Raw genomic sequence first — 23,378 nt, forward strand, 5'->3', positions numbered from 1 at the left:
GGCTCAGGCGGAGGCGGCGGTGAGGTGCTCGAGCTCGTCCGGTGCGAGCTCGAGCGTCATGGACGTCAGCAGGGCGTCGAGCTGCTCGGTGTGGCGGGCGGAGGCGATCGGCGCGACCACGGTCGGCCGCGAGCGCAGCCAGGCGAGGGCCACCGAGGCCACCGGCACGTCGTGCGTGGCGGCGAGGTCGTCCAGCACGGCCAGCACACGCCGTCCGCGCTCGTCGAGGTAGCGCGACGCGCGCCCGGCCCGCGGGCTGTCCGGCGCGACGCCGTCACGGTAGGCGCCCGTGAGGAACCCCGAGGCCAGCGCCGAGTACGGCAGCACACCCAGACCGTGACGCTGCGCGGCGTCCCGCGACGCGCCCTCGAACCCTCGCTCGACGAGGTTGTAGAGCGGCTGCAGCGCGACGGGCCGGTGCAGCCCCTCGGCCTCGGCGACGGCGAACCACTCGGCGATGCGCTCGGGGGTGTAGTTCGACAGCCCGATCTCGCGGACCAGGCCGTCCTCGACGAGCCGGGAGAACGCCGTGGCGGCCTCGGCGACCGGGGTGTCGGGGTCGTCGGCGTGCGCGTAGTACAGGTCGACGTGGTCGGTCCCGAGCCGCTGCAGGGACGCCTCCGCGGCGGCGCGGACGTTGCCGGCGGACAGCCCCGGGAACCCCGGGTGCCGGGAGACCTTGGTGGCGATCACGACGTCGTCGCGGCGTCCCCCGCGCTCCAGCCAGCGGCCGATCGTGGCCTCGCTCTCGCCGCCGGTGTGCCCCGGTGCCCAGGCGGAGTAGGCGTCGGCGGTGTCGACCATCCGCCCACCGGCCCGGACGAAGGCGTCCAGCACGCCGAAGGACGCGTCGTCGTCGGCCGTCCAGCCGAACACGTTGCCGCCGAGGGCCAGCGGAGCGTTCGCGAGGTCGAGGGAACCGAGATGTGCTGTGATCGTCGACGGAGTCATACGGGAGACAATCGAGGAGGGGCCGCGCGCATTCCGGCGTCGGCCCGACGGGACCCGGGGCGGCGGCGGAGGTGGAGCACATGAGGCACCGGACGACGGACACGACGGCGACGGCACGGCACGACCGGGACGACCGCGTCGTGGACGCCCCGGCAGGCAGGTTCCGGGCGAGCGTCGGCGGCGACGTGCTGCGCGCCGGTGGGATCCGCTACGCCCGTGCCGCGAGGTTCTCGCCGCCCGTGGACGAGCCGCCGGCCGCCGGGACGGTGGACGCCACCGGGTTCTCGCCGTCGTCGCCGCAGAACCCCGACCCGATCGGTCTGGACGTCTTCGGGCCGGACTCGGCGCGCCCGCTGCCCCCGTCGGAGGACTGCCTGCGCCTGACGGTGACCGCCCCGGCGGACGTGCGACCGGGAGAGGGCTTGCCGGTGATCGTCTGGATCCACGGGGGGTCCTACGTCTCGGGTGCCGGTGACGCCATCAGCTACGACCCGTCGGCGCTCGTGCGCGAGCACCGGGTCGTCGTGGTCGCGGTGACCTACCGGCTGGGGGTCCTGGGGTTCCTCGGCGACGACGGCCGCCCCGCCAACCTCGGCCTGCGGGACATGCTGTCCGCGCTGCGCTGGGTGGCCCGCAACGCCGAGGCGTTCGGCGGCGACCCGGCGTCGGTGACCGTCATGGGCGAGTCCGCGGGCGCCGACGCGATCACCCGGCTCATGGTCGCCGACGGCGCCGCGGGACTGTTCCGGCGCGCCGTGGTGCAGAGCCCGCCGCTGGGGATCTCCCGGCGCCGCGCGCAGATGGCCGCCACGATGGCGGCCGAGGTCCGCGGCGTGCCCGACGACGCCGATCTGGACGAGCTCCTCGCCGCCCAGCGACGGGCCGTGCGCCGTGTGCTGCCCCGGTACGGGCTCCGGGCGGCGATGCCCTTCGGTCCCCAGCACGGCTACCCTCCCGTGCCTCCCGAGGAGCACCTCGAGGCGGCGTGGAGCCGCGTCGCGCCGGACGTCGACCTGCTGATCGGGACGAACGCGCGCGAGACGGCACTGTTCGTCGAGGGGGTCCTGCCCCGCACCATGGTGCCCGCCGTGGGACCGGCGCTGCGCGAGGGCGTCGGGCACGGGTTGACCCGCGCCGTCTACGGCCGCGCGGTCGACCAGTTCGTCGAACGGCACCGGCGTGCCGGCGGCCGTGCGGCGCGCTACACCTTCCTGGGCGGCCCGACCGAGCACCCGCTGCGCGCGGCGCACGCCACCGAGCTGCCCCTGCTGCTCGGGGACCCGGAGAGCTGGCGCGGCGTGCCGGTCGTGGCCGGCCGCGACGACGCAGAGCTCGTCGCCAGCGGTCGGCTGCTGCGCGGCGCCTGGGCCCAGTTCGCCCGGACGGGCCGCCCGCCCACGGACATCCCGGGCCTGCTGCGCGTCGACTGACGACAGGCGCGGGTCCGGCCGCCGCCCTCCTGCACCACGTTCCCGCACCGAAAGGCCCTCATGACGTCACGTCCCGCGATCAGTGCTGCCCCTCAGGCTCCGGACTGGGTGCCCGACGCCGTCGCCGCGGCCGGGGCCCGGCTCGTGCCGCTCGGCGCCGAGACCGAGGGGCTGCTGTGGTTCGGGCCCCTGGGTGTGGACGGGCTCGGCCCGGCGCTGTCGGCGGCGCCCGAGGCCCGGTGGGTCCAGCTCCCCTCCGCCGGTGTCGACGCCGGCCTGGAGGCCGGTCTCATCGACTCGACCCGCACGTGGACCTCGGCCAAGGGGTCCTTCGCGGAGCCCGTGGCCGAGCACGCCCTCGCCCTGACCCTCGCCGCGCTGCGCCGCCTGCCCGAGCGGGCCCGCACCCGCTCGTGGGGGCCGGAGTTCGGCCGGACGCTCTACGAGGCCGAGGTGCTCGTGGTCGGAGCCGGCGGGATCGCCCGGTCCTTCCTGGAGCTGCTGGGGCCGTTCCGCACCCGTGCGGTCGTGGTGCGCCGCCGCCCGGAGCCGGTCGACGGCGCCCGGGTCGTGACCTCCGAGAGGTTGCGGGACGAGCTCGGGCGGGCGGACGTCGTCGTGCTCGCCGCCGCACTCACGGACCGCACGCGGGCGATGATCGGGGCCGCCGAGCTCGCGGCGATGCGGCCCGGCGCCGTGCTGGTCAACGTGGCCCGGGGCGCGCTGGTCGACACCGACGCGCTCGTGGCCGCCCTGCGGTCGGGTCGGGTCGGGGCCGCGGGGCTCGACGTCACCGATCCCGAGCCGCTGCCGCCGGGGCACCCGCTGTGGGAGCTGCCGAACGCCCTGGTGACACCGCACACGGCCGACACCCCGGAGATGGTCGACCCGCTGCTGCGCCGACGGGTCGAGGAGAACCTGCACCGCTTCGTGCGGGACGAGCCGATGGTGGGTGTCGTCGATCCGCGGACCGGGTACTGAGACCCCGGGGCCTCACAGCTCCCGGTACCTGCCGGGCGCGTCGGGGCGGGCGAGCCGCACGGCCTCGACGCCGTACCAGGTGAGGCCGATCGCGAAGAGCAGTCGCTGGGCCGCGCCCGCCACGAACGGCATGGTCAGCATCGTCAACGGCAGCACCACGGCGGCGACGAGCGCGACGATGTCCAGGACGCGGATCCAGCCGGGTCGACGTCCCCGGCGGATCGTCACGGCCAGCACGCCGACCATGAAGGCGAACCCGACGGTCGTCGACGCCACCGTGTGCAGGGTGTCCTCGGCCCGGTCCCAGGCGGCGCTGTACCAGGGGCTGTGGGAGAACACCGCGACACCGAACATCCCGGCGCCGTAGACCGCGTGCGCGCCGCGCCCCCACGGACCCCACGCCTCCCCCGCGCGCGCGGCCTCGACCAGCACCGCGAGCCCGAGCAGCACGAACCCCGTGCGCGCCACCCAGGCACCCGGCACCCCTTGTCCCGCGGACTCGCTCACCGAGTGCCGCACGACGTCGTAGGAGTCGGGGACGGCCAGCGGGGCGAGGGCCAGGCACAGCAGAGCAGCACCGAGCAGGACCAGCACCGTCACCGCCGAGGATCGACTCACGACCTCACGATCTCATCGTCGCGCCGGTCGGGCGCGACGTCGTGACGCCGGGTGAAGTCCGCGCGGGCGTGGGCCGCCCCGCGAGCGTGCGCCCGCCGACCTGCCTACGTTCGACCCGGTGACGCAGGAGCAGGCTCGACGGCGAGTCCGCCCGGTCACCCGACCCCCAGGAGGTTCCGAGATGAAGAAGCTCGCTGTCGGCGCTGCCACGCTCGCCCTGCTCGCCGCTCCCCTCGCCGCCGCCCCGGCCGCCGCCGCGGGGCACGGACCGCACCCGTCCTGCTGGGGCCAGGCCTCGGCCGTGTTCGCCCAGATGCAGATGATGGGCGAGCACTCGTCGTCGTTCGCCACCCCACGTGTGGGGCTGCGCAACCTGGCCCGCTCCGCGCTCGGCGAGGACGCCACCATGGCCGACCTCGGGGTGTTCGTCGCCGATGAGCTCGGGCTGTCCATCGACGCCTGCATGTGACCTGCGGTGGCGCCCGGGGACGGTCGACCCCCGGGCGCCCTGGGAACATCGTCACACCGGTCGGGGGCCGGTCAGCACGGTGTCGTGACCTACCCTCGGGCCATGGCCACCTTCTCCTCCGTCACGCGTCCGCACGTGCTCTCGGCGATCGCCGAGCACGACGACCGCGGTGCCACCGCGTTCCTCAGCGTCTACGGGTTCACCCCGACCCCGGGGGTCACGCTGACGCACGAGGGCCGGACCTACGACGCCACGGCCCTGCTCGCCGTCGCGCACCGCTACGCGACCGGACGGGCCGCCCTGCCCGAGGAGATGACCGGGGGCAAGGTCGCCGTGGGCACGCTGCTGAGCAAGCGCGGGTTCGACGTCACGGGCGCCCCGTCCTCCCGGACGACCGCACGCCGCACGACGGCCTCCCGGCCCACCACGCCTCGCAAGGCTCCCGAGCCGGAGAAGCCCACCCCCGTGTGCCCGTCGTGCTTCATGGCCCTGCCCGCGACGGGGGTCTGCGACAGCTGCGGGTGAGCCCTCTCACCCGTCGGTGACGGGTGTGGCGCGACGCCCCGATTGTTACGGTGGGGGGTATCTGGACGACGCCCCCTGACGCCGGAGACGATGCGCACATGACGTGGCTCTACCTGGCACTGCTCGTGCTCGGTGCCACGCTGCTCGGCGTCACGGCCGTGCGCGTGCTCGTCGGCGGCCTCCGCCCCCCGCACCGCGCCCGCCCGGACGACACGCCCGCCGCGCCCGCGAGACCGCGGGCCGCGACCTCGACGGCGCGAGAGATCCTCGACGAGCGGTACGCCGCCGGCGAGCTGAGCACCGAGGAGTACGACCACCGACGCCGGGTCCTGGAGCGCTGATGGAGCCCATCAGCCGGCGCACCGCGTTGACCCTCGGCGGGCTGGGGCTCGTCAGCGCCACCGTGGGGGGCGTGGGTCTCTGGCGCGAGCTGAGCACCACCGGCACGACCTCGGGAGCGACGGGCGAGACCCTCCGCGCCCCCGAGGTCGTGCGCAGCACCGACGGCGTGCTCGACGTCCGGCTGGAGGCGGCCCGCGGGACCCACGAGATCGCCGGACGACGGGCCACCACCCTGGCGTACAACGGCGGTGTTCCCGGTCCGACCCTGCGGGTGCGCGCCGGGGACACGGTGCGCGTCGAGCTCGTCAACAGCACGGACGAGACGACCAACCTCCACGTGCACGGCCTGCACGTCTCGCCCGAGGGCACCGCGGACAACGTCTTCCTCGCCGTCGAGCCCGGCGGGTCCCAGCAGTACGAGTACATGCTGCCCGCCGATCACCCGGCCGGGACGTACTGGTACCACCCGCACCACCACGGCACCGTCGCGGACCAGCTGTTCGGGGGCCTCTACGGCGCCATCGTCGTCGAGGAGGACGACGCGCTCCCCGTCACCCGCGAGCGCACCCTGGTGATCGCCGACATCACCCTGGACGGCGCCGGAGCCGTCGCGGCGCCCTCGGCGCCGGAGCGCATGACGGGGCGTGAGGGTGAGCTGCTCCTCGTCAACGGGCAGCGGCGCCCTCGCCTGCGGGCGGCGGCCGGGGAACGCGAGCGCTGGCGGATCGTCAACGCCTGCGCCTCCCGGTACGTGGACCTGAGCCTGGCCGGTCAGAGCGTCCGGGTGATCGGGCGTGACGGCCCGCGGTCCACGGGCATGCCGTCGCTGGACGACGCCGTGCTCGCCCCCGGCAACCGCCTCGACCTCGTCGTGGACATGCGCGAGGGCACCGGTGAGCTGGTCGCCGCTCCGTTCGACCGCGGCGGGCCGATGGGTCGGATGATGGGCGGGGGCACGGGCGCCGGGGGCGACGACCCCGTCGTGGTGGCCGACCTCGCCGTCGCCGCCGGCCCGGGGGCGGACCTCGGCCCGCTGCCGCCCGCCCCCGCACCGCGCGACCTCCGCGGCGCGCCGGTCGACCGGCGCCGCACCCTCCGGTTCGCGATGGGGAGGGGCGGCACGATGGCCGGGGACGGCGGCCGGTTCACCATCGACGGGCGGACCTTCGACCCCGAGCGCGTCGACCAGCAGGTGAGGCTGGGCACGGTCGAGGAGTGGACCATCGTCAACGACAGCCCGATGAACCACCCCTTCCACCTGCACGTCTGGCCGATGCAGGTGGTCACCGCCGCCGGCGTCGACCCCCCGGCCCCGCTCTGGCTCGACGTGGTCGACGTCCCGGCCGGGCAGAGCGTGACCGTGCGGGTGCCGTTCGAGGACTTCGGCGGACGCACCGTGTACCACTGCCACATCCTCGATCACGAGGACCTGGGAATGATGGGCGTCGTCACCGCCCGGTGACGCCGACAGGAGGGAGAGAGCCATGATGGGCGACGGATTCGGCATGGGATGGATGTGGCTCGTGTGGCCGCTGATCGTCGTCGGCGTGGTGCTGGTGGTGCTGGCGGTGGTGCTGGCCGTCCGAAGCAGCGGGAACTCTCGAGGCGGCGGCCAGGCACCTCCCGCGACGCCGGGGCGCCCGCCGAGCCGGGCCGAGGAGATCCTCGACGAGCGGTACGCCCGTGGTGAGCTCACCGACGAGGAGTACCAGGACCGCCGCCGGCGCCTGCGGGACGGCACCGAGCGCTGATCCCGGCGTGATCACACCAGGCGGTGCTCGTAGGCGTAGGCGACGGCCGCCGCGCGCGACCCGACGTCGAGCTTGGCGAAGATGTTCGACAGGTGCCGCGCCACCGTCTTGACCGACAGCACCAGCTCGGCCGCGATCTCGGCGTTGGTGTACCCCTCGGCGACCAGGCACAGCACCTCGACCTCCCGGGCGCTCAGACCGCCGGGCCGAACCTCCCCGGGCAGCAGCGCCGCCACCTCGGCCGAGGCGGGCATCGCGCCCAGCTCGGCGAAGGTCCGGGCGGCCGGCTCGAGCTCGGCGAGCGCCGACCGCTCGTCACCCAGCGCTCGCAGCGCGCGCGCGACCAGCACGCGGCACCGGGCGCACTCGTAGGGGGCCTCGAGACCACCCCACGACGTCCCGGCACGACGGGCGGCGGCCAGCGCGCGTTCGGCGTCGCCGCGGGCGAGAGCGACGGATGCCGTCGCGTACGCCCCGGCGGCGGCCAGGGCGACGCTGCCGAACTCGTCGGCGGTGGCACGGATCTCGTCGGCGAGCCCCGCCGCCTCGTCGACCTCTCCCGCCGCGGTCAGGATCTCGACCGCGGCCGGGAGCAGGGCCGAGCGCCGCACCGGGTCGACGGCCTCGGCGAGCGACACACGGATCGCGCGCTCGGCGGCGTCGGTCTCGCCGCGCGCGAGCCACAGCAGCGCCCGGCCGGGCTGACCCGGGTGGCCGAGACCGGTCGCCCGGTCGTAGGCGGATGCGGCGTCGTCCTCCCGGCCGAGGACACGCAGCGCCTCGCCGCGCTCGTAGTGAGCGAGACCGGCGGCCGCTCCCCCGCCGGCGGTGCCGTGCCGCGCGGCAGCGTCCTCCAGCTCGCGCACCGCGTCCGGGAACGCGCCGTGCATGCGCAGCAGCTGGCCGCGGTGCACGGCGCACTGACCGGTGAACGCCACCAGGCCGGCCTGGCGGTCGCACCACGTCGACATCGCCCGGGTCCACTCGTGGGCGCGTCCGAGGTCGGACAGCTCCTGGCACGCCTCGATCGCGGCGCAGAAGGCGAGGCCGGAGTAGATCGGCGAGGTCTCACCGGCCACGACCGACGCCATCGCCTCGTCGACGAGCGCGAGACCACCAGGCACGTCGCCGGTGTAGATCCGCAGCCGCCCCTCGACGACCAGCCCCGCCGCGGCGAGGTCCGGGTCGGCGAACCGTCGACCGTAGGCCGTGACGGTCGGCGCGAGCGCGAGGGCGTCGGCGATCTCCCCGCGCGCCAGGTGGGCGAAGGTCTGGCGCTCGCGCAGGTACCCGTGCTCGACGACGTCCTCGTCCAGCCGCCCGAGCAAGCCCTCGGCCCGGGACAGCCAGCCGTGGGCGACCGCTCGCTCTCCCGCGTCCTCCAGGACGGTGGTCAGCCACAGCGCGGCCCGTGCGGCCCCGCGCAGGTCACGGGCCTTCTCGGAGGAGCGGTAGGCGCGGTGCAGGGCCTGGACGACGTCGTCGTGCCGTCCCACCAGGTATGCCGCGGTGGCGAGAGCGACGAAGTCGGGGCCGACCAACGCGTCGTCGTCGAGGGCGCTCAGCAGGCGGTAGGCCGAGATCCAGTCACGCCGCTCGTAGGCCGCGCGAGCGAGGTCGAGGTCCTCCGGTGCACCCATCGCAGATCATCCCTGCTCCCGACGATAGCTCCGCCCCCGACTCCTCGACAGGGCGGCGGCTCACGCCGACGCCAGGGACCGCGACACCGGCCGGGCGGCACGGTGGGCGATGTGGTCGGCGACGTACGCGGCGTCGGCGGCGACGCCGGGGAGCACCATCGAGGCCATCGACCACTGGAAGACCAGTCCGCAGAAGTACAGGCCCGGGACGTCGTGCGCGACGCCACGGTACTCCCGAGGCCATCCGTCGTCGCCGAGGACCGGCAGCTCGATCCAGGAGTGGTCCAGCGCGTAGCCGGTGCACCACACGACCGTCTCGACGTCCACCGCGGTGCCGTCGGCGAGCAGCGGCCGGCCGTCAGCGGTGACGTCCTCGACGCGTTCCTCGATCCAGGTCACGCCGCGCTCGGCGAGCTCGCGCCGCGTGATGCGCGCCGTCGGCAGGCCGTGGTGCGGTCCGCGCAGGCGCCGCATGAGGGCCCGCCCCGGCGGGGTGCGGCGGGTCAGGACGTGCCGGGCCACGAGGACGAGAAGGGGCGTCCCGATCCGGTCCCAGCGCGACCCCGGCCGCACCGGTTCCCGGCCGGTGAACCGGCCGCACAGCGTCACCGGGACGTGCGCGGCGAGCTCGTAGGCGATCTCGCAGCCGCTGTGCGACGTGCCGACCACCAGGGTGGGGCCGCTCACGGACGCCGGCGACCGGTACTCGCTCGAGTGGAGCTGGCGGACGGAGGGGTCCAGCCGCCGGGCGACGTCGGGGACGGCCGGTGTGCGCCCGCGGGTGCCGGTGGCGACCACGACGTCGTCACAGGCGATCGCCTCGTCGCCCACGTGGGCGAGGAACCCGCCATCGGGTGCCGCGGTCAGCCCGTCGACCCGGGTGCGCAGCCGCACGGGCAGGCCCGTCTCGAGGGCGTACTGCTCGAGGTAGTCGGCGACGTCGTCCTTGCCGGGGTAGGACCACGGGTCGCCCGGGAACGGCAGGCCCGGCAGCCCGTCGTAGCGGACGGGCGTGAACAGGCGCAACGAGTCCCAGTGGCAGCGCCAGTTGTCGCCGAGCCGGGCGTTGCCGTCCACGACGAGGACCTGGACACCTCGTTCCTGCAGCTCGTGGGCGGTGGCCAGGCCGGCCTGGCCCGCGCCGATGACGAGGGTCTGCACGTGCTGACGGTGCGGGTTCATGTCCTCGACGCTAGGTCGCGGTGCGGGGACCCGGCATCGGACGAACGACCCATCTCCGTCTCGGGCCGGATGGGTCGGACGTCGCGGGGCCGCTCAGGGTGCCGTCGCCGTGGGCTGACGCAGGATGGACGACATCTTCTTGCCGCGAGCCACCTCGTCGACGAGCTTGTCGAGGTACCGGATCCGCTGCATCAGGGGGTCCTCGATCTCCTCGACGCGATACCCGCAGATCACGCCCGTGATGAGCGAGGCGTGCGGGTTCATCCGCGGTGCCCGCTCGAAGAACGTGGCCATGTCGACCTCGTCGTCCAGCACCCGCTGCAGCCCGGCCTCGTCGTAGCCGGTCAGCCAGGTGATGACCTGGTGGAGCTCGTCGACGGTGTGCCCCTTGCGCTCGACCTTGGCCACGTAGTGCGGATAGATGCTCGCGAAGCTCGTGCTGAAGATGCGGTGGCCCGCCATCGTCCGCCTCCTGGTCGCCGTCCGGCCGGTCGACGTCATCGTCGCACGGCGGGCGTGACATGCGCGTGACACGGCGGTGACGAGCCCCGACGAGCATCGGCGGGAGGGCGGACCGACCGGTCGCGCCGTGGAGCGAGTCGAGGGGCGACATCGTGACGACCATGCGATTCGGAGGCAGGACCTTCAGCAACGGCGACCTGCCGTCCGCGGTGCTGAGCGAGCTCTCCCCGCGGGGCGTGCACGGCACCTCGGGGCGCTCCCGCGCGTACCTGCGCAAGGATGCGGCGCGCTCGTGGAACCGCGCGATCCGGCAGGTCCGGTCCGAGACCGGCCTCGACCTGACGGTCCGCGGATGGAACCGCTCGCGGGCGGAGCAGGAGCTCTTCTTCTTCCAGCGCTACCGCCGCGGTGCCAGCAGCCCGTTCCGCGACTACCGGTTCTACCGGGGCGTGAAGTACGGGCGCGTGTCGGGTGCAGCCGCCGCCGTCCCCGGGTTCTCCAACCACGGCTGGGGGCTGGCGGTCGACGTCAACGACTTCGGTGGCGTCGGCGAGTTCGGCAACGCCCGGCGGGTCAAGGCCTACCCGATCCTCAAGACCTACGGGTGGACCGAGACCGAGGGGCGCCGGGTCAGCGAGCCCTGGCACCTCGTCTACGACCCGGCCGCCGACCGCGCGAAGGGCGGCGGCAAGCCCCGCGCCAAGAAGGCTCCCCGACGCAAGCCGGCGCGACCGCCGACGATCAAGCGTCGCAGCAGGCAGCGTGCCTGGGTCGCGCTGTGGCGTGAGTTCCTCACGGCGGAGAAGGGCTCCGACCCCGGCACCGGCACGGCGTTCGACGGGACCCTCCACGACGCGACCACGCAGTGGCAGAAGCGCCACGGCCTCGAGCCGGACGGCGTCGTCGGGCCGAAGACCTGGTACGCCGCCACCAGCGGCGTCCGGACCGGGAGCCGGGGCAGCGCCGTCCAGATCGCCCAGCGCATCGGCGGGTTGCGCGGGTCCGCCGTCGACGGCGTCGCGGGGTCGGTGTTCGCGAGCCGGTGGAAGCAGATCCAACGGTGGCTGGGGGTCGAGGCCGACGCCGTCATCGGGCCGAAGACCGTCGCCGCGCTCATCGCGAAGGGTTGACCCATGATCCCGGACCTGTCCCACCTCGCCCTGCGCACCACGACCGCCGCGCTGGCCGGAGGCACGATCGCCCGGCTCGTCCGCCGGGACGCCGACGACGCGGGACCCGACGTCGTCGCCACCGCGGTCGCCGCGGGCGCCTACGCCGTCCTGGTGACGGTGCTGGCCGAACGCGTCCACCCGGCCTTCGGCCTCGCCCTCGGCGACGTCGGCGTGCTGCGACCGGCGCGGGACGTCGTGGAACCCACCCCGGACTACGAGGCCGAGAACGAGGCGCTCGTCATGGCCGCCGGGCCGGTGGACGACGAGCCGACCCCTGAGGATCTGGGTGACCCGAGCCCGGAGGAGCTGCGGGGCTCAACGCCCGGGGACGGATAGCCGTCGGGGCGACGGTTGCGCGCCTTGGGGCGGGGCCGCGACGGCGCCCAGCAGTCCCGACACGGTGGGCGACGGTTCGATGCCGAGCTCGGTGCGCAACGTCGTGCAGCAGGCGTCGTACGCCCGGCAGGCCTCGCCCACGTTGCCCTCGGCCAGGTGGATCGAGATCACCGTGCGGTGCGCGCTCTCGCGCAGCTCGTCGGCACGCAGGGCGGCGAGTGCCGCCTCCAGCGCGAGGCCGAACCTCCCGGCCGCGGCCAGCCGCGCCGCCGTGGCCTCCAGGACGTGCAGCCGCAGCTGGTGCAGCCGCTCCCGCTCGGTCTCGAGCCACGGGTCGTCCCAGTCGGGCAGGAGCTCGTCGCCGCCCAGCTCGGGCGCGCCCTCGTCGGCCTGCACCCGCGCGTCCGGATCTCCCAGCAGGGTGCGCGACGCCGCGATGAGCCGGTCGACGTCGACGTCCGGACCCAGCCCGAGCTCGACCACGCCGTGGGCGGCGGCCACGAGGCCAGGCGCCGCCTGATTGACGCGCCAGATCCCCGTGCGCAGGCTCGCGAGGGCCCGTTGCTCCTGGGTGTCCGGCCAGAGCATCCCCGCCAGCCGGCTGCGACCCAGCCGGCCGCGCAGGGCCAGCATGGCGACCAGGCGCTGCGCTCCCACGGGGAGCGAGACGGGTTTCCCGTCGACGTCGATGCCGAACGGGCCGAGCAGGCTGATCGCGACGACGGGGGCAGGGCGCGACGGCGAGCGGGTCCTCTTCTGCTGCGACACGCGTCACCCCCGGGGGCGGGTAGGCGGCCCGTGGGGCCGCCGGCGAACGTCCACGACACCAAGAAGGAGCCGGTGCCCTCCGTCCATGATACGAACGTCCCTCCCGCTCACCGGCGCGGACCTCCATTTCACCCCGCCCGCGTCCGCCGTGACGGCGGGGTGATGGGGCGGTGACGTCGCACCGCGCAGGATCGGCCCCATGAGCACCTTCCCGGGCAGCCCCCGCACGGTCCCCGGCGCCGTCGTGGCCGTCGAACCGCTCGGTGCGCTCTCCCGCGTGGCCGTGTTCCAGTACAACCCCGACCAGGTGCGCCGGACGCTGCGCCGTCGGACCCCCGAGGGCAGGACGGGCTCCTCGGACCGTGACCGGATCTGGGGTGCCCCCACCCAGCGGATCTCCCTGCGCATCGAGCTGGACGCCGCGGACGAGATGGAGGTCGGGAACCCGGCGTCGAGCCCCTCCGGGGTCGCGGCCGGGCTCGCCGTGCTGGAGATGCTCCTGTACCCGGCGGTGGCGTCGGTCGTGGCGAACGTCGCGCTGCTCGCCGCCGGCACGATCGAGGTCGTGCCCCCGCGAGCGCGGCTCGCCGTGCTCGCCTGGGGCCCCGGGCTCGTCGTCCCGGTCACCGTCCAGGAGCTCGACGTGACCGAGGAGACGTTCGACCCCACGACCCTCCTGCCCACCCGCGCGACCGCGGAGCTCACGCTGGACGTCCTCACCTACGACGACCTCGCCCCGACCGACCCGGGGTTCGCCGTGTTCCTCGCCCACCAGGTGGCCAAGGAGGCGCTGGCGACGCTCGGCGGGGCCCACGGGGTCGCGGCCCTGGCCGGGGGTGCCTGAGATGTCCCGGTACGCCGACGTGCCCACCACGACCCTGGAGGTCGTCGCCGACGACGGGAGCCGTCGACAGGTGCGCTACCTGCGGCGACGTTTCCCTCCCGAGGCACCGCCGTCGCCGGCCCGGCACACGGTCGTCCCCGGGGACCGCCTCGACCTGCTCAGCGCCCGGCTCACCGGCGACCCGCTCGGCTTCTGGCGGCTCTGCGACGCCAACACCGCGCTCGACCCGGACTCCCTGGTCGACGCCGAGGCCGCGGGCACCCGCATCGTCGTGCCGCTCCCGGGGACGGCGCGATGACCGGCGACCTCGGCTGCCACGTCACCCTCCTCGCCGGCGCCACCGTGCCGGTGCCCCTGCCGCCGGACCTGACCGCGCGGGTGGTGTCGGTGACGGTCACCGAGTCCGACCACGACCGGTCCGCCTTCACCGTCGTCCTCGACGCCGGGCGCTCCGGCCCCCTCGGCGCCCTCGACACCCCCGTCCTGGGGCCGACGTCGCCGCTGCGTCCCGGCTCGCGCGTGGTCGTGGTGCTGACCACCGGCGTCGTCCCGCACGTCCTCGCCGACGGCATCGTCACCGAGACCGAGCTCACGCCAGGGAGCACCGCGTCGGCCGCGGAGCTGCGGGTCACGGGTCACGACCTGTCGGTGCTGCTGGACCGCCGGGAGCGCTCGGCCGAGCACGTCGCCCTCGAGGACTCCCTCCAGGCCCTGGCGATCGCCGCCGGGTACGCGGTGCACGGCGTCGCCCCGCTCGTCGTCCCGCCGGCCGACCTCGACCCGCCGCTGCCGATCGAGCGCACCCCCACGCAGCAGGGCACCGACTGGTCCCACCTGCAGCTCCTCGCCCGGCGCCACGGGTACGTGTGCTGCATGGTGCCGGGCCCGTTCCCCGGTCTCTCGACCCTGTACTGGGGCCCGCCGGTCCGCGAGGGACTGCCGCAACCGGCGCTCGCGGTCGACTGCGGGCCCGCGACCAACGTCATCGGCGCGCTCCGCTTCCGGGAGGACGCCCTGACGCCCGAGGTCCAGGAGGGGCGGGTCATGGACCGGCGCACCGGCGTCACCCTCCCCGTGCGGACCGTGGCGCCGCTGCGCGTCCCGCAGACGGCCATGCCGACCTGGGCGACCCACGCCGGCGACGTGCGCGTCCGCCAGTTCCGCGACTCCGGCGTGGGCGCCGTGACGGCCTTCGCCCGCGCGCAGGCGACCACCGATCGCGCCGCCGACGCCGTGACGTGCGACGGCATGCTCGACGGGGCGGTGTACGGAGACGTGCTGCGGCCGCGTGCCCTCGTCGGGCTGCGCGGCGCCGGCTGGTCGCACGACGGGCTCTGGTACGTGCGCCGGGTCGTGCACCAGGTGCGGCCGGGCGCATGGACGGCCGACTTCTCGCTGACCCGCGACGGGCTCGGCTCGACGGTGCCGGTGGTGAGGGTGCGATGAGCGAACCGTCCGGCGAGCCCCGCCGGTTCTACGGCAAGTACCGCGGCACGGTCGAGAACGACCTCGACCCGATGCAGCTCGGACGCGTCCAGGTCTCGGTGCCGGCGGTCCTCGGCGAGGGCACGCTGAGCTGGGCGATGCCCTGCACGCCGTACGCCGGAGACCAGGTCGGGCTCTTCCTCGTCCCGCCCCGCGGGGCGCGCGTGTGGGTCGAGTTCGAGGCGGGCGACCCCGACCAGCCGATCCTCGCCGGCTGCTTCTGGGGCCTCGGGGAGGTGCCGGCGAGCCCGGCGGTCCCCCAGCTCAAGGTGCTGCGGACCGAGGCGGTGACCGTCGAGGTCAGCGACGTGCCGGGGGCCGGGGGCGTGCGGATCAGCGTCGACCCGCCGGCGGTCGCGGTCCCGATCGCCGTGGAGGCCACCGCGTCGGGGGTCGAGATCTCCGTCGGGGCCAGCAAGATCGCGCTCACCGCCGCTTCCGTGTCGATCAACGACGGTGCGCTGGAGGTGACCTGATGCCCGGGTTCCTCCTCACCACCGCCTCCTCCGTCGCGTGCGCGCACCAGGGCGCGGCCACGGCCGTCGTGCCGGCGGCACGGGTGCGCCTCGGTGGGACCCCGGCCGTGCTCCTGTCCTCGCCCTGGACGGTGGCCGGCTGCACGTTCCCTCCGCCCAGCGCCGGCAACGGCCCGTGCGTGACGGGGACGTTCACCACGGGGAGCGTCCGCGTGACGTCGACCGGGCAGCCGCTCGCCCTCCATCATGCGCCCGGGCAGTGCGTGCCCACGGGCACACCCCTGATCGTGCGCCAGACCCAGCCGCGGGTGCGTGCGACGTGACCGACGACGTGCCCCGCCGCGCGTGGGCCCCCAGGCACCTCGCGTTCCCGCTGCGGCTCGACGGCCGGGGCCGCACGGCCATGGCCGACGACGCCGAGTACGTCCGCGGGCTCGTCGAGCAGGTGCTGTTCACGGCGCCGGGCGAACGCGTCAACCGGCCGGACTTCGGCAGCGGCGTCGGCCGACTGGTGTTCGCCCCGACCGACGACGCACTCGCCCACTCCACCCAGGCCCTGGTGCACGGCGCCCTCCAGCGTTGGCTCGGTGATCTCCTGCAGGTCGAGGAGGTCCGGGTGACGTCCGTCGACTCGCGGCTCGAGGTGGTCGTGGAGTACCTCCCGCTGTCCGCCACGGCACCCGAGGAGCGCCGCACCGTCACCGTCTCGGGAGGCGCCCCGTGAGCGCCGGGGGGTTCCTCGCCGCGGTCGACCAGGAGTCGCGCCGTGCGCAGGTGCGCGGGGTGCCGGGCCTCGACGGCGTCGACTTCGTCGAGGTGCTCTCCAACCACCGGGGGTCGGCCGGGTACGTGCCGTCGGCCCCCCAGCAGCGCACCCTGCTGGTGCACCTGGTCAACGGCCCCGTCCCCGCCGACTGGGGCGCCGACCGCGTCGAGGTGCTCGGCGGGGTGCGTTCCGACCCGGCCCTCAACCCGGTCGCCGTCGAGTGGGCCTACCCGGCCGAACGGGTCCTCGACCCGACCGTGCCTCTTCCGGACCCGGCGCTGCCGCACGTCGGCGCCGGTGACCGCGAGCTCGTCGACCGGGCGCTCCGGGACCCGGCCGGCCAGCCCGACACGGAGGCCCGTGCGCGCGCGTTCGTCGTGCGCACCTCGTCCCCGGGCGACTGGTCGACGTACACGCTGCGGCTCGTGGACTCCGCCGACGCCGCGGGCTCCGCCCCTCCCCCGGGGTTCGACGTCGCGCTGGCCACCGCGCCGTTCACCTTCACCGTGGACTGCCCCACGGACCTCGACTGCGCGCCCGGGACCCCCGGCGCACCGACGGACGAGGACCTGCTGCCCGGGGACTACCTCGCCCGTGACTACGAGGGCCTGCGCACGCGGCTGCTGGACCGGGTCGCGACCCTGCTGCCGGGGTGGACGGACGACGGGCCCGCGGACCCCGCCGTCATGCTGGTCGAGCTGTTCGCCGCTGTCGGCGACCGCCTGGCCGCCTGGCAGGACGCCGTCGCCGTCGAGGCGTACCTCGGCACGGCACGGCGCCGCACCTCCGTGCGACGGCACGCCCGCCTCCTCGGCTACACGGTGCACGAGGGATGCTCGGCACGTGCCCTGCTGGCCTTCACGACCCCCTCCGGCCAGGACGTCGTCGAGGTCCCTGCCGGCACTCCCGTCACGGACCTGCCGGGCCGCGTCGAGGCCGGGTCGCCGCTCGACGCGGCGGACCAGGGCGCCACCGTGTACGAGACGATGACGCGCCTCACCGTGCGGGCCGTCCGCGACGCGCTGCCGCTGTACGCGTGGGGCGGATCCGACCACCGCCTGCCGGCCGGGACCACCGCGGCGTTCGTGGCGACCGGCCTCACCGAGGATCCCCGGCTGCGGCGCGGTGACCTCCTCGTGCTGGCCGAGCAGCCCGCCGACGGGACGCCCGGCGCCGGGCCGCCGGACCGGCGTTACGCGGTGCGGCTCGTGCGCGACGCCGAACGGTTCGAGGACGAGCTCCACGGCGTCGCGGTGTGGCAGCTCGTCTGGTCCCGGGACGACGCGCTGCGCGGCCCGCTCCAGGTCCGCGCCGGGGATCCCGCCGCCGTGCGGGCGGTCGCGCTCGCGAACGTCGTCGTGGCGGACCACGGCGCGACGGTCGTGGGCGAGCCGCTCGTCCCCCCGTCCGTGCCGGCGTCCCGCGCGTACCGCCCGCGCCTGCGCAGACCGGGGCTCGCCCCGGTGGACCCGCGGCTGCCCGAGGCCGCCTCCGCGAGCGCCCTGCTCTCCCCCGACCCGACCCGTGCGGGCGCGGCGATGTCGCTGTGGGACGGGCGCCGCGAGTGGATCCCCCGGCCGGACCTGGTGGGCAGCGGGCGGCTCGCGGCGCACGTCGTGGTCGAGCCGGAGCCCGGTGGCGTCTCCCGGCTGCGGTTCGGCGACGGGCTGAACGGTCGCCGTCCGACGCCCGGCAGCGAGCTGCGCGCCACCTACCGGATCGGGGGCGGCCCGGAGGGGCGGGTCGGCGCCGGGCGCCTGGTCAGGGTGCTGCCCGCGGCGCGCCCCGACGCGGTGCTCACCGGTCCCCCGCCCGTGGTGTGGAACCCGCTGCCGTCCTCGGGCGGGGCGGCCCCGGAGTCGCTCGAGCAGGTGCGCCAGCTCGCGCCGGCGGCCTTCCGGACCCAGCGCCGGGCGGTCACCTCGCGCGACTACGCCGTGGTCGCCGAGCTCGACCCCGGCACGCAGCGGGCGGTCTCGCGACGCCGGTGGACCGGTTCGTGGTACGCCCAGGAGGTCACGCTCGACCCCCTGGCGGGCGCCGACGACGAGTCCCTGCGCGCGGCGGTGACGGCCGAGCTCGAGGTGCGCCGGACGGCGGGCGTGGACGTCGAGCTCGAGCGACCGGTGCACGTGCCGCTCGACCTCGTGCTCACCGGCTGCGTCCGGCCCGGCTATCCGCGCGAGGACGTCGAGCAGCGGCTGCGCGAGGTGTTCTCGTCGGGGGTGGGGACCGACGGACGGCGCGGTTTCTTCCACCCCGACCGCTTCACCTTCGGCGACCCCCTGCGGCTGTCGGACGTCGTCGCCACCGCCACGGCGGTCGACGGGGTGGCGTGGGTCGAGCCGGACCGGTTCACCCGTGCCGGTGCCACCCGGGCGCAGGCGGCCGCCGACCTGGCCGCCGGCGTGATCGTGATGCAGCCCCGCGAGCTCCTGCGCTGCGACAGCGACGTCAACGAGCCGGAGGCCGGGCGCGTCGTGGTCCACCTGGGAGGTGGGTCATGACGTGCGACTGCCAGGGCCCGGGCTGCTGCTGCGGGGACGAGGAGCCGGTCACCAACGCGCCGGGGCTCAGCGCCCTGCGCTGGCGTGTCGCCCCGCACGGCGCGGCCCTGCGACGGATGCGCCGGACCCTGCCCGCACCGGGCGCGGACGACCCGGCGGCCGTGCTCCTGGACGCGTGGGCCGTCGTCACCGACGTCGTGTCGTTCTACACCGAGCGCATCGCGCAGGAAGGGTTCCTGCGCACCGCCACCGAGGGGCTCTCGGTGCGCGAGCTGGCCCGCACCATCGGCTACGAGACGCGGCCCGGCGTCGCCGCCCGGACCGAGCTCGCGCTCGACGTCGAGGAGGCGCCGGGGGCACCGGCCACGGTGCACGTCCCGGCGGGCTCTCCGGTGCGGACGATCCCGGCCCCGGACGCCCTGCCGCAGGTCTTCGAGACCTCGGCCGAGCTCGAGGCGGTCGCCGCGTGGAACGCGGTGCCCGCGCTCGCCACGGTCCCCCAGCCGCTGGGCTGGAGCGTGACCGACGTCTGGCTGCCCACCCTGACCCCCGGCGTCCAGGTGGACGACCGCCTGCTGGTCGTCGGGGCCGAGCGCGCGGGCGTCGGACCGGGAGACCCGCACGGCCCGGACACCGAGCGGTGGGACCTGCGCCGGGTGACCGCCGTCGAGGTGGCACCCGCCGCCCACCCCGGCTGGACGAGGATCCGGCTCGACCGCCGGATCGGTTTCCGCGCCTCCACCCCGCTCGTCGCCGAGGACGACGTGCAGGTCTTCCGCCTGGCACGCCGTCTCGCCCTGTTCGGTCACGACGCGCCCGACCCGCAGATGTTCAGCGCGGACTTCCGGCCGCCCCGGGTACCGTCCGGCGACGACTGGTCCGGTCTCGCGGCGAACTCCGTGGGCCCGCGGCTCGTGGAGCTCGCCGGCGACCACCCGGACGTCGTGCCCGGGTCCTGGCTGGTGCTGGAGCAGCCAGGGCTCACCGAGGCCTACCGGGTGGAGGACGCCACCCCCGACGGGGACAAGCGTTTCGGCCTGTCGGGGCGGATCACCCGGCTGCGGCTCGACATCGACGAGAACCTGGCGGGCTTCGACCGTCGGCAGACCGTCGTCCACGCGGTCTCCCGGCCCCTGTCGGCGGCCGTCATGCCGCGGTTCGACTCCGTCGGCGCCGCACCCGGGAGCTCCGCGACGGTGCTGGACGTCGCGGGCACCACGCCGCCGCTGCCGGCGGGACGGCTGGTCGCCGTCACCGGCCGGACCACCACCGGCGCCCCGGGCGTGGAGACCGCCGTCGTCGTCGCCTCCACGGCGCTCCCGGGCGGCGGCCAGCGGCTCGTCCTCGACCCCGCCCTGACCCAGGCCTACGACGCCGGGACCGTGGTGGTGCGGGCCAACCTCGTCCCCGCCACCCACGGCGAGACCGTGCACCAGGTGCTCGGCAGCGGCGACGGCCGCGTCGCGTTCCCCCGGTTCCGCCTGCGTCGCGGGCCGCTGACCCACGTCCGCTCGACGACGGCGGCGGACGGGGCGGTGGCCGACCTCACCGTCCTCGTGGAGGACGTCGCCTGGCGCGAGGTCCCGTCCCTGCTCGACGCGGGTCCGCACGACCAGGTCTACGTGCTGCGGCTGGACGCGGAGGGACTCGGCACGGTGACGTTCGGGGACGGCGCCCACGGGGCACGGCTGCCCTCCGGCACGGAGAACGTGCGTGCCGTCTACCGCGTCGGGATCGGTCCCGACGGCGCGGCCGGGACGGGTCAGGTCTCGCTGCCGGTCCGGCGTCCCCGCGGCATCGGCACGGTCGCCAACCTCGCCCCCGCGCGCGACTGGGCGGGCCCGGAGGACCTCGGGCAGGCGCGGGTCAACGCCCCGCAGCGGATCCGGACGCTCGACCGGGCGGTCTCGGTGGCCGACCACGCCGACTTCGCCCGCGCGTACTCGGGTGTCGGACGGGCGCGCGCGGACCTCGTCTGGGACGGGAGGGCGGACCGGGTGGTGGTGTCCGTCCTGGCCGCCGACGGCGGTCCGGCGTCGGGTGCGCTGATCACGGACCTGCGCTCCACGCTGGAGGACGCCCGTGACCGCCGGACGCCGTGGACCGTCGTGGCGGGCGAGGTCGTCGACGTGGCCGCGAAGCTCACCCTCGACGTGGACCCCCGGCACGAGCGCGACGCCGTCCGCGACGCCGTGACGGCCGCGCTCCTGGACACGTTCGGCGGGCTCGACCTGGGCGCGCCGCTGGCGGCGTCCGCGGTCCTGGTCGCGGCGACCTCCGTGGACGGGGTGCTCTCGGCGACGATGCCCGTGCTCCGGGGACCGGTCGGGGACGACGCCCTGCTCACCGCCGAGCCGGCCCGCTGGGACACGGGGACCCGCACGGTGCGGCCCGCCCGGGCGCTGCGGCTCGTGCCCGGCCTGCTCGACGTGGGGGTGCGGACATGACCGTCGACGACGCACGCCGCGACGAGCGCACCGACTACCTCGCGGCGCTGCTGCCCGCCCACGTCATGGAGCGCGACGCCGAGACCGGCGGGCTGGTCCGCGCCCTGCTCGGCGCCGTCGCGGGCGAGCTCGCCCGGGTCGAGGACGACCTCGACGCGCTGTACGACGCCTGGTTCGTGGAGACGGCACCCGAGTGGGTGGTGCCCTACCTCGCCGACCTCGTGGGGCTCGACTCGCTGCCCGGCGACCTCGGCACCGGCAGCGGCGCCGGCGTGAGCCGTCGGGCCGTCGTCGCCAACACCGTCGCCTACCGGCAGCGCAAGGGCACGGTCGCCGTGCTGGAGCAGGTGGTCCGCGACGTCACCGGCTGGCCCGCACGGGCCGTCGAGTTCTACCGGCTCCTGGCCACGACGGCGCACGTCAACCACGTGCGTCCCGACCGGCCGGCGCTGGCGTCCCTGCGGCACGCCGGCGGCGTCGAGCTCGAGGCGGACGGGCTCGCCCACGGCGCTCTCACCACCCGCGCGCACACCGCGGAGGTGCGCCGGGTGGACCCCGGTCCGACGGGAGGCCGAGGCCGCTACGGCATCCCGCACATCGGCGTGTTCGTGTTCCCGTCGCAGGTGTACGAGGTGACCGGGACCCGCGCGCACCCGGTCGGCACGGACCTCCTCACCCACCCGCTCGACCGCCCGTGCCCGTGGTTCTTCCCGCCGGCGACCGAGGACACGATCGAGCACCTGGCCGGTGAACCAGACCTTCCGGTCCCGCTGCGCCCGCGACGGCTCCTCGCCCTGCTGCGGGGCGCGCGGCAGGGCACGGCCACCCCGGGGACCCTGCCCGTGACGGTCCGGGTCGACGACGGTGACGCCCTGCCGCCCGTCCGCCTCCGCGTCTGCGGTCTGGAGGGCCTCGCCCGCCGGGGCGACGACACCGCCGACACCGGGGACGACGACCCGACGCAGGCGCTCGACGGCTGGCAGGTGGTGGTGGACCCGGTCGCCGGGCGCATCCAGCCGTACCTCGACGGCGACCCGTACGACCCCGCCGTGCACGGCGTGCACGTCTTCGACGTGGACCACGCCGCGGGGGCCGTCGCCGACGTCGGTGCGGGGACGTACGACCGGTCCGCGGCCCACGACGACGCGCTCGACGGCGACCCGTTCGTCGCGGTCGAGGACCGCCGCGACCGCGTCGACGCCCAGGCCGGCGTGCCGGGCGGCCCGGCCGCGCCGGACGTCGTCACCATCGCCGACGCCGTCGCCGCCGTCGCGGACGGCTGGGCCGCGGACGCGGCGTCGCACCCCGGTGGCACCCGCGTCGTCTCCGTGGCCGACCCGACCGACCACGTCGGCGACGTCGACCTCGCCGTGCCGGCCGACTCGCGACTCGTCGTGGTGGCCGCCGCGTGGGAGGCGCGCACCCTGCTGTCCGGCGACGTGGCGGCGCCCGTCCCGGGCGTCTACGCGCCGACCGGTCTGCGACCGCGCGTCGTCGGGGACGTCCTGGTGACCGGCGCGGAGGGCAGCGCGCTGCTGCTGGACGGGCTGGTGGTGCTCGGTGACGTGCGCGTCCGGCCCGGGAACCTGACCTCCCTCACGGTGAGCCAGTGCACCGTGGCGGGCCGGGTGCTCGTCGAGGGAACCGCCGGCGACGCGAACCGGGCGCTGCAGGTCACGGTCGTGCGCAGCATGGTCGGCGGCGTCGAGCTCGTCGGCACGGTGCCGGGGCTGCGGCTCGCGGACAGCGTGGTCGACCCGGGCCTGGCCGTCCTGGCCGGAGGGTCGGCCGGCCCCGCCGTCCGGGCCGACGGCGCGCACACGAGGATCGACGGCTCGACGCTGCGCGGAGAGGTCGGGTGCCGCCTGCTCGACGTCACCTCCAGCATCTGCGACGGCGTCGTGACCGTGGAGGACCGTCAGCGCGGCTGCGCGCGGTTCTCCTACCTCGGCCCGGGGTCGCGCACCCCCCGCCGGTTCCGGTGCGTGCCGTCCGCGGACGCGGACGGTGCGCCCGGGCCCGCCTACGCGTCCCTCGACCCTGCCTCGCCGTCCTACCCCGCCCTCTCCGCGACCGCACCGGTGGCGATCCGCCGGGGCGGCGAGGGCGGCGCCGAGATGGGCGTCCACCACCACCTGCGGCGTCCCCTGCGGACGGACGCCGCCCGCCGTCTCGTCGAGCCGTACGTGCCGGCGGGTATGCAGATCGGGATCTTCGGGAGCTGAC

The 23,378-nt window shown here is 75.8% G+C and carries 24 protein-coding genes; 18 read left to right on the forward strand and 6 right to left on the reverse strand.

Going from position 1 to position 23,378, the window contains the following annotated elements; all coding sequences use genetic code 11:
• Positions 1 to 3: 3 nt before the first annotated feature.
• Positions 4 to 951 carry an aldo/keto reductase gene (locus Q6349_RS09885; protein WP_304603946.1) on the reverse strand — a complete coding sequence of 316 codons (948 nt, stop codon included), beginning with the start codon at positions 949 to 951 and terminating at the stop codon, positions 4 to 6.
• An 80-nt stretch (positions 952 to 1,031) separates the two neighbouring features.
• Between Q6349_RS09885 and Q6349_RS09890 the strand changes: the two genes are divergently transcribed.
• Together Q6349_RS09890 and Q6349_RS09895 are read left to right on the forward strand one after the other, a co-directional pair.
• Positions 1,032 to 2,381 carry a carboxylesterase family protein gene (locus tag Q6349_RS09890; protein ID WP_171245738.1) on the forward strand — a complete coding sequence of 450 codons (1,350 nt, stop codon included), beginning with the start codon at positions 1,032 to 1,034 and terminating at the stop codon, positions 2,379 to 2,381.
• 60 nt (positions 2,382 to 2,441) lie between these two features.
• Complete coding sequence (locus Q6349_RS09895; protein WP_304603947.1) at positions 2,442 to 3,362, forward strand: NAD(P)-dependent oxidoreductase; 921 nt, start codon at positions 2,442 to 2,444, stop codon at positions 3,360 to 3,362.
• Positions 3,363 to 3,374: 12 nt separating this feature from the next.
• Here the strand turns inward: Q6349_RS09895 and Q6349_RS09900 are convergent, their stop codons facing one another.
• Positions 3,375 to 3,980: a DUF998 domain-containing protein gene (locus Q6349_RS09900; RefSeq protein WP_171245736.1), complete on the reverse strand. Its 606-nt coding sequence runs from the start codon at positions 3,978 to 3,980 to the stop codon at positions 3,375 to 3,377.
• A gap of 181 nt (positions 3,981 to 4,161) precedes the next feature.
• On the opposite strand from Q6349_RS09900, the gene Q6349_RS09905 reads away from it, so the two are divergent.
• The 5 genes from Q6349_RS09905 to Q6349_RS09925 all read left to right on the forward strand — a co-directional run bounded on the left by Q6349_RS09905 (position 4,162) and on the right by Q6349_RS09925 (position 7,067).
• Complete coding sequence (locus Q6349_RS09905) at positions 4,162 to 4,449, forward strand: hypothetical protein (protein ID WP_171245735.1); 288 nt, start codon at positions 4,162 to 4,164, stop codon at positions 4,447 to 4,449.
• A 102-nt stretch (positions 4,450 to 4,551) separates the two neighbouring features.
• A complete protein-coding gene (locus Q6349_RS09910; protein ID WP_304603948.1) occupies positions 4,552 to 4,974 on the forward strand; it encodes a hypothetical protein in 423 nt (140 codons plus the stop codon).
• Between the two features lie 98 nt (positions 4,975 to 5,072).
• Positions 5,073 to 5,315 (forward strand): SHOCT domain-containing protein, encoded by a 243-nt coding sequence (locus Q6349_RS09915; RefSeq protein WP_304603949.1) that lies wholly within the window; start codon positions 5,073 to 5,075, stop codon positions 5,313 to 5,315.
• Positions 5,315 to 6,778 (forward strand): multicopper oxidase family protein, encoded by a 1,464-nt coding sequence (locus Q6349_RS09920; protein WP_304603950.1) that lies wholly within the window; start codon positions 5,315 to 5,317, stop codon positions 6,776 to 6,778. The genes Q6349_RS09915 and Q6349_RS09920 overlap by 1 nt, the downstream gene beginning before the upstream one ends.
• A 22-nt stretch (positions 6,779 to 6,800) precedes the next feature.
• Positions 6,801 to 7,067, forward strand: a complete 267-nt coding sequence (locus Q6349_RS09925; RefSeq protein ID WP_304603951.1) for an SHOCT domain-containing protein — start codon at positions 6,801 to 6,803, stop codon at positions 7,065 to 7,067.
• Positions 7,068 to 7,078: 11 nt separating this feature from the next.
• Here the strand turns inward: Q6349_RS09925 and Q6349_RS09930 are convergent, their stop codons facing one another.
• The 3 genes from Q6349_RS09930 to Q6349_RS09940 form a co-directional block, all read right to left on the reverse strand.
• On the reverse strand, positions 7,079 to 8,707 hold the full coding sequence (locus Q6349_RS09930) for a LuxR family transcriptional regulator (RefSeq protein WP_304603952.1): 1,629 nt from the start codon (positions 8,705 to 8,707) through the stop codon (positions 7,079 to 7,081).
• Positions 8,708 to 8,767: 60 nt separating this feature from the next.
• Positions 8,768 to 9,889 (reverse strand): NAD(P)/FAD-dependent oxidoreductase, encoded by a 1,122-nt coding sequence (locus Q6349_RS09935; RefSeq protein WP_304603953.1) that lies wholly within the window; start codon positions 9,887 to 9,889, stop codon positions 8,768 to 8,770.
• Between the two features lie 93 nt (positions 9,890 to 9,982).
• The gene (locus tag Q6349_RS09940) at positions 9,983 to 10,351 is read right to left on the reverse strand and encodes a DUF2200 domain-containing protein (protein ID WP_304603954.1); all 369 of its coding nucleotides are present in this window, start codon (positions 10,349 to 10,351) and stop codon (positions 9,983 to 9,985) included.
• A 161-nt stretch (positions 10,352 to 10,512) separates the two neighbouring features.
• On the opposite strand from Q6349_RS09940, the gene Q6349_RS09945 reads away from it, so the two are divergent.
• Positions 10,513 to 11,481, forward strand: coding sequence for a peptidoglycan-binding protein (locus tag Q6349_RS09945; protein WP_304604449.1), 969 nt, complete (start codon positions 10,513 to 10,515; stop codon positions 11,479 to 11,481).
• Positions 11,482 to 11,484: 3 nt separating this feature from the next.
• Positions 11,485 to 11,859: a hypothetical protein gene (locus Q6349_RS09950; protein WP_304603955.1), complete on the forward strand. Its 375-nt coding sequence runs from the start codon at positions 11,485 to 11,487 to the stop codon at positions 11,857 to 11,859.
• On the opposite strand, the gene Q6349_RS09955 is transcribed toward Q6349_RS09950, so the two are convergent.
• Positions 11,839 to 12,627 (reverse strand): BTAD domain-containing putative transcriptional regulator, encoded by a 789-nt coding sequence (locus Q6349_RS09955; RefSeq protein WP_304603956.1) that lies wholly within the window; start codon positions 12,625 to 12,627, stop codon positions 11,839 to 11,841. The two genes, Q6349_RS09950 and Q6349_RS09955, sit on opposite strands and share 21 nt — an antisense overlap.
• A gap of 199 nt (positions 12,628 to 12,826) precedes the next feature.
• On the opposite strand from Q6349_RS09955, the gene Q6349_RS09960 reads away from it, so the two are divergent.
• Genes Q6349_RS09960 through Q6349_RS10000 form a run of 9 tightly spaced genes read left to right on the forward strand, consistent with a single transcriptional unit; the run spans position 12,827 to position 23,377 of the window.
• The gene (locus Q6349_RS09960; protein WP_304603957.1) at positions 12,827 to 13,471 is read left to right on the forward strand and encodes a hypothetical protein; all 645 of its coding nucleotides are present in this window, start codon (positions 12,827 to 12,829) and stop codon (positions 13,469 to 13,471) included.
• Between the two features lies 1 nt (position 13,472).
• On the forward strand, positions 13,473 to 13,769 hold the full coding sequence (locus tag Q6349_RS09965; protein WP_304603958.1) for a hypothetical protein: 297 nt from the start codon (positions 13,473 to 13,475) through the stop codon (positions 13,767 to 13,769).
• A complete protein-coding gene (locus tag Q6349_RS09970) occupies positions 13,766 to 14,917 on the forward strand; it encodes a hypothetical protein (RefSeq protein WP_304603959.1) in 1,152 nt (383 codons plus the stop codon). The genes Q6349_RS09965 and Q6349_RS09970 overlap by 4 nt, the downstream gene beginning before the upstream one ends.
• Entirely contained in the window at positions 14,914 to 15,432 is a 519-nt protein-coding gene (locus Q6349_RS09975; RefSeq protein ID WP_304603960.1) for a phage baseplate assembly protein V, read from the forward strand. The genes Q6349_RS09970 and Q6349_RS09975 overlap by 4 nt, the downstream gene beginning before the upstream one ends.
• Entirely contained in the window at positions 15,432 to 15,755 is a 324-nt protein-coding gene (locus Q6349_RS09980; protein ID WP_304603961.1) for a hypothetical protein, read from the forward strand. The genes Q6349_RS09975 and Q6349_RS09980 overlap by 1 nt, the downstream gene beginning before the upstream one ends.
• Positions 15,752 to 16,156, forward strand: a complete 405-nt coding sequence (locus tag Q6349_RS09985; RefSeq protein WP_304603962.1) for a GPW/gp25 family protein — start codon at positions 15,752 to 15,754, stop codon at positions 16,154 to 16,156. The genes Q6349_RS09980 and Q6349_RS09985 overlap by 4 nt, the downstream gene beginning before the upstream one ends.
• On the forward strand, positions 16,153 to 18,705 hold the full coding sequence (locus tag Q6349_RS09990; RefSeq protein ID WP_304603963.1) for a hypothetical protein: 2,553 nt from the start codon (positions 16,153 to 16,155) through the stop codon (positions 18,703 to 18,705). Before Q6349_RS09985 ends, Q6349_RS09990 begins: the two co-directional genes overlap by 4 nt.
• Positions 18,702 to 21,152 (forward strand): baseplate J/gp47 family protein, encoded by a 2,451-nt coding sequence (locus tag Q6349_RS09995; RefSeq protein ID WP_304603964.1) that lies wholly within the window; start codon positions 18,702 to 18,704, stop codon positions 21,150 to 21,152. The genes Q6349_RS09990 and Q6349_RS09995 overlap by 4 nt, the downstream gene beginning before the upstream one ends.
• A complete protein-coding gene (locus Q6349_RS10000; protein WP_304603965.1) occupies positions 21,149 to 23,377 on the forward strand; it encodes a phage tail protein in 2,229 nt (742 codons plus the stop codon). Before Q6349_RS09995 ends, Q6349_RS10000 begins: the two co-directional genes overlap by 4 nt.
• Position 23,378: the final 1 nt, after the last annotated feature.

It is taken from the genome of Isoptericola sp. 178, from assembly GCF_030586525.1.
In the GTDB taxonomy this organism is placed as follows: Bacteria; Actinomycetota; Actinomycetes; order Actinomycetales; family Cellulomonadaceae; genus Isoptericola; species Isoptericola sediminis.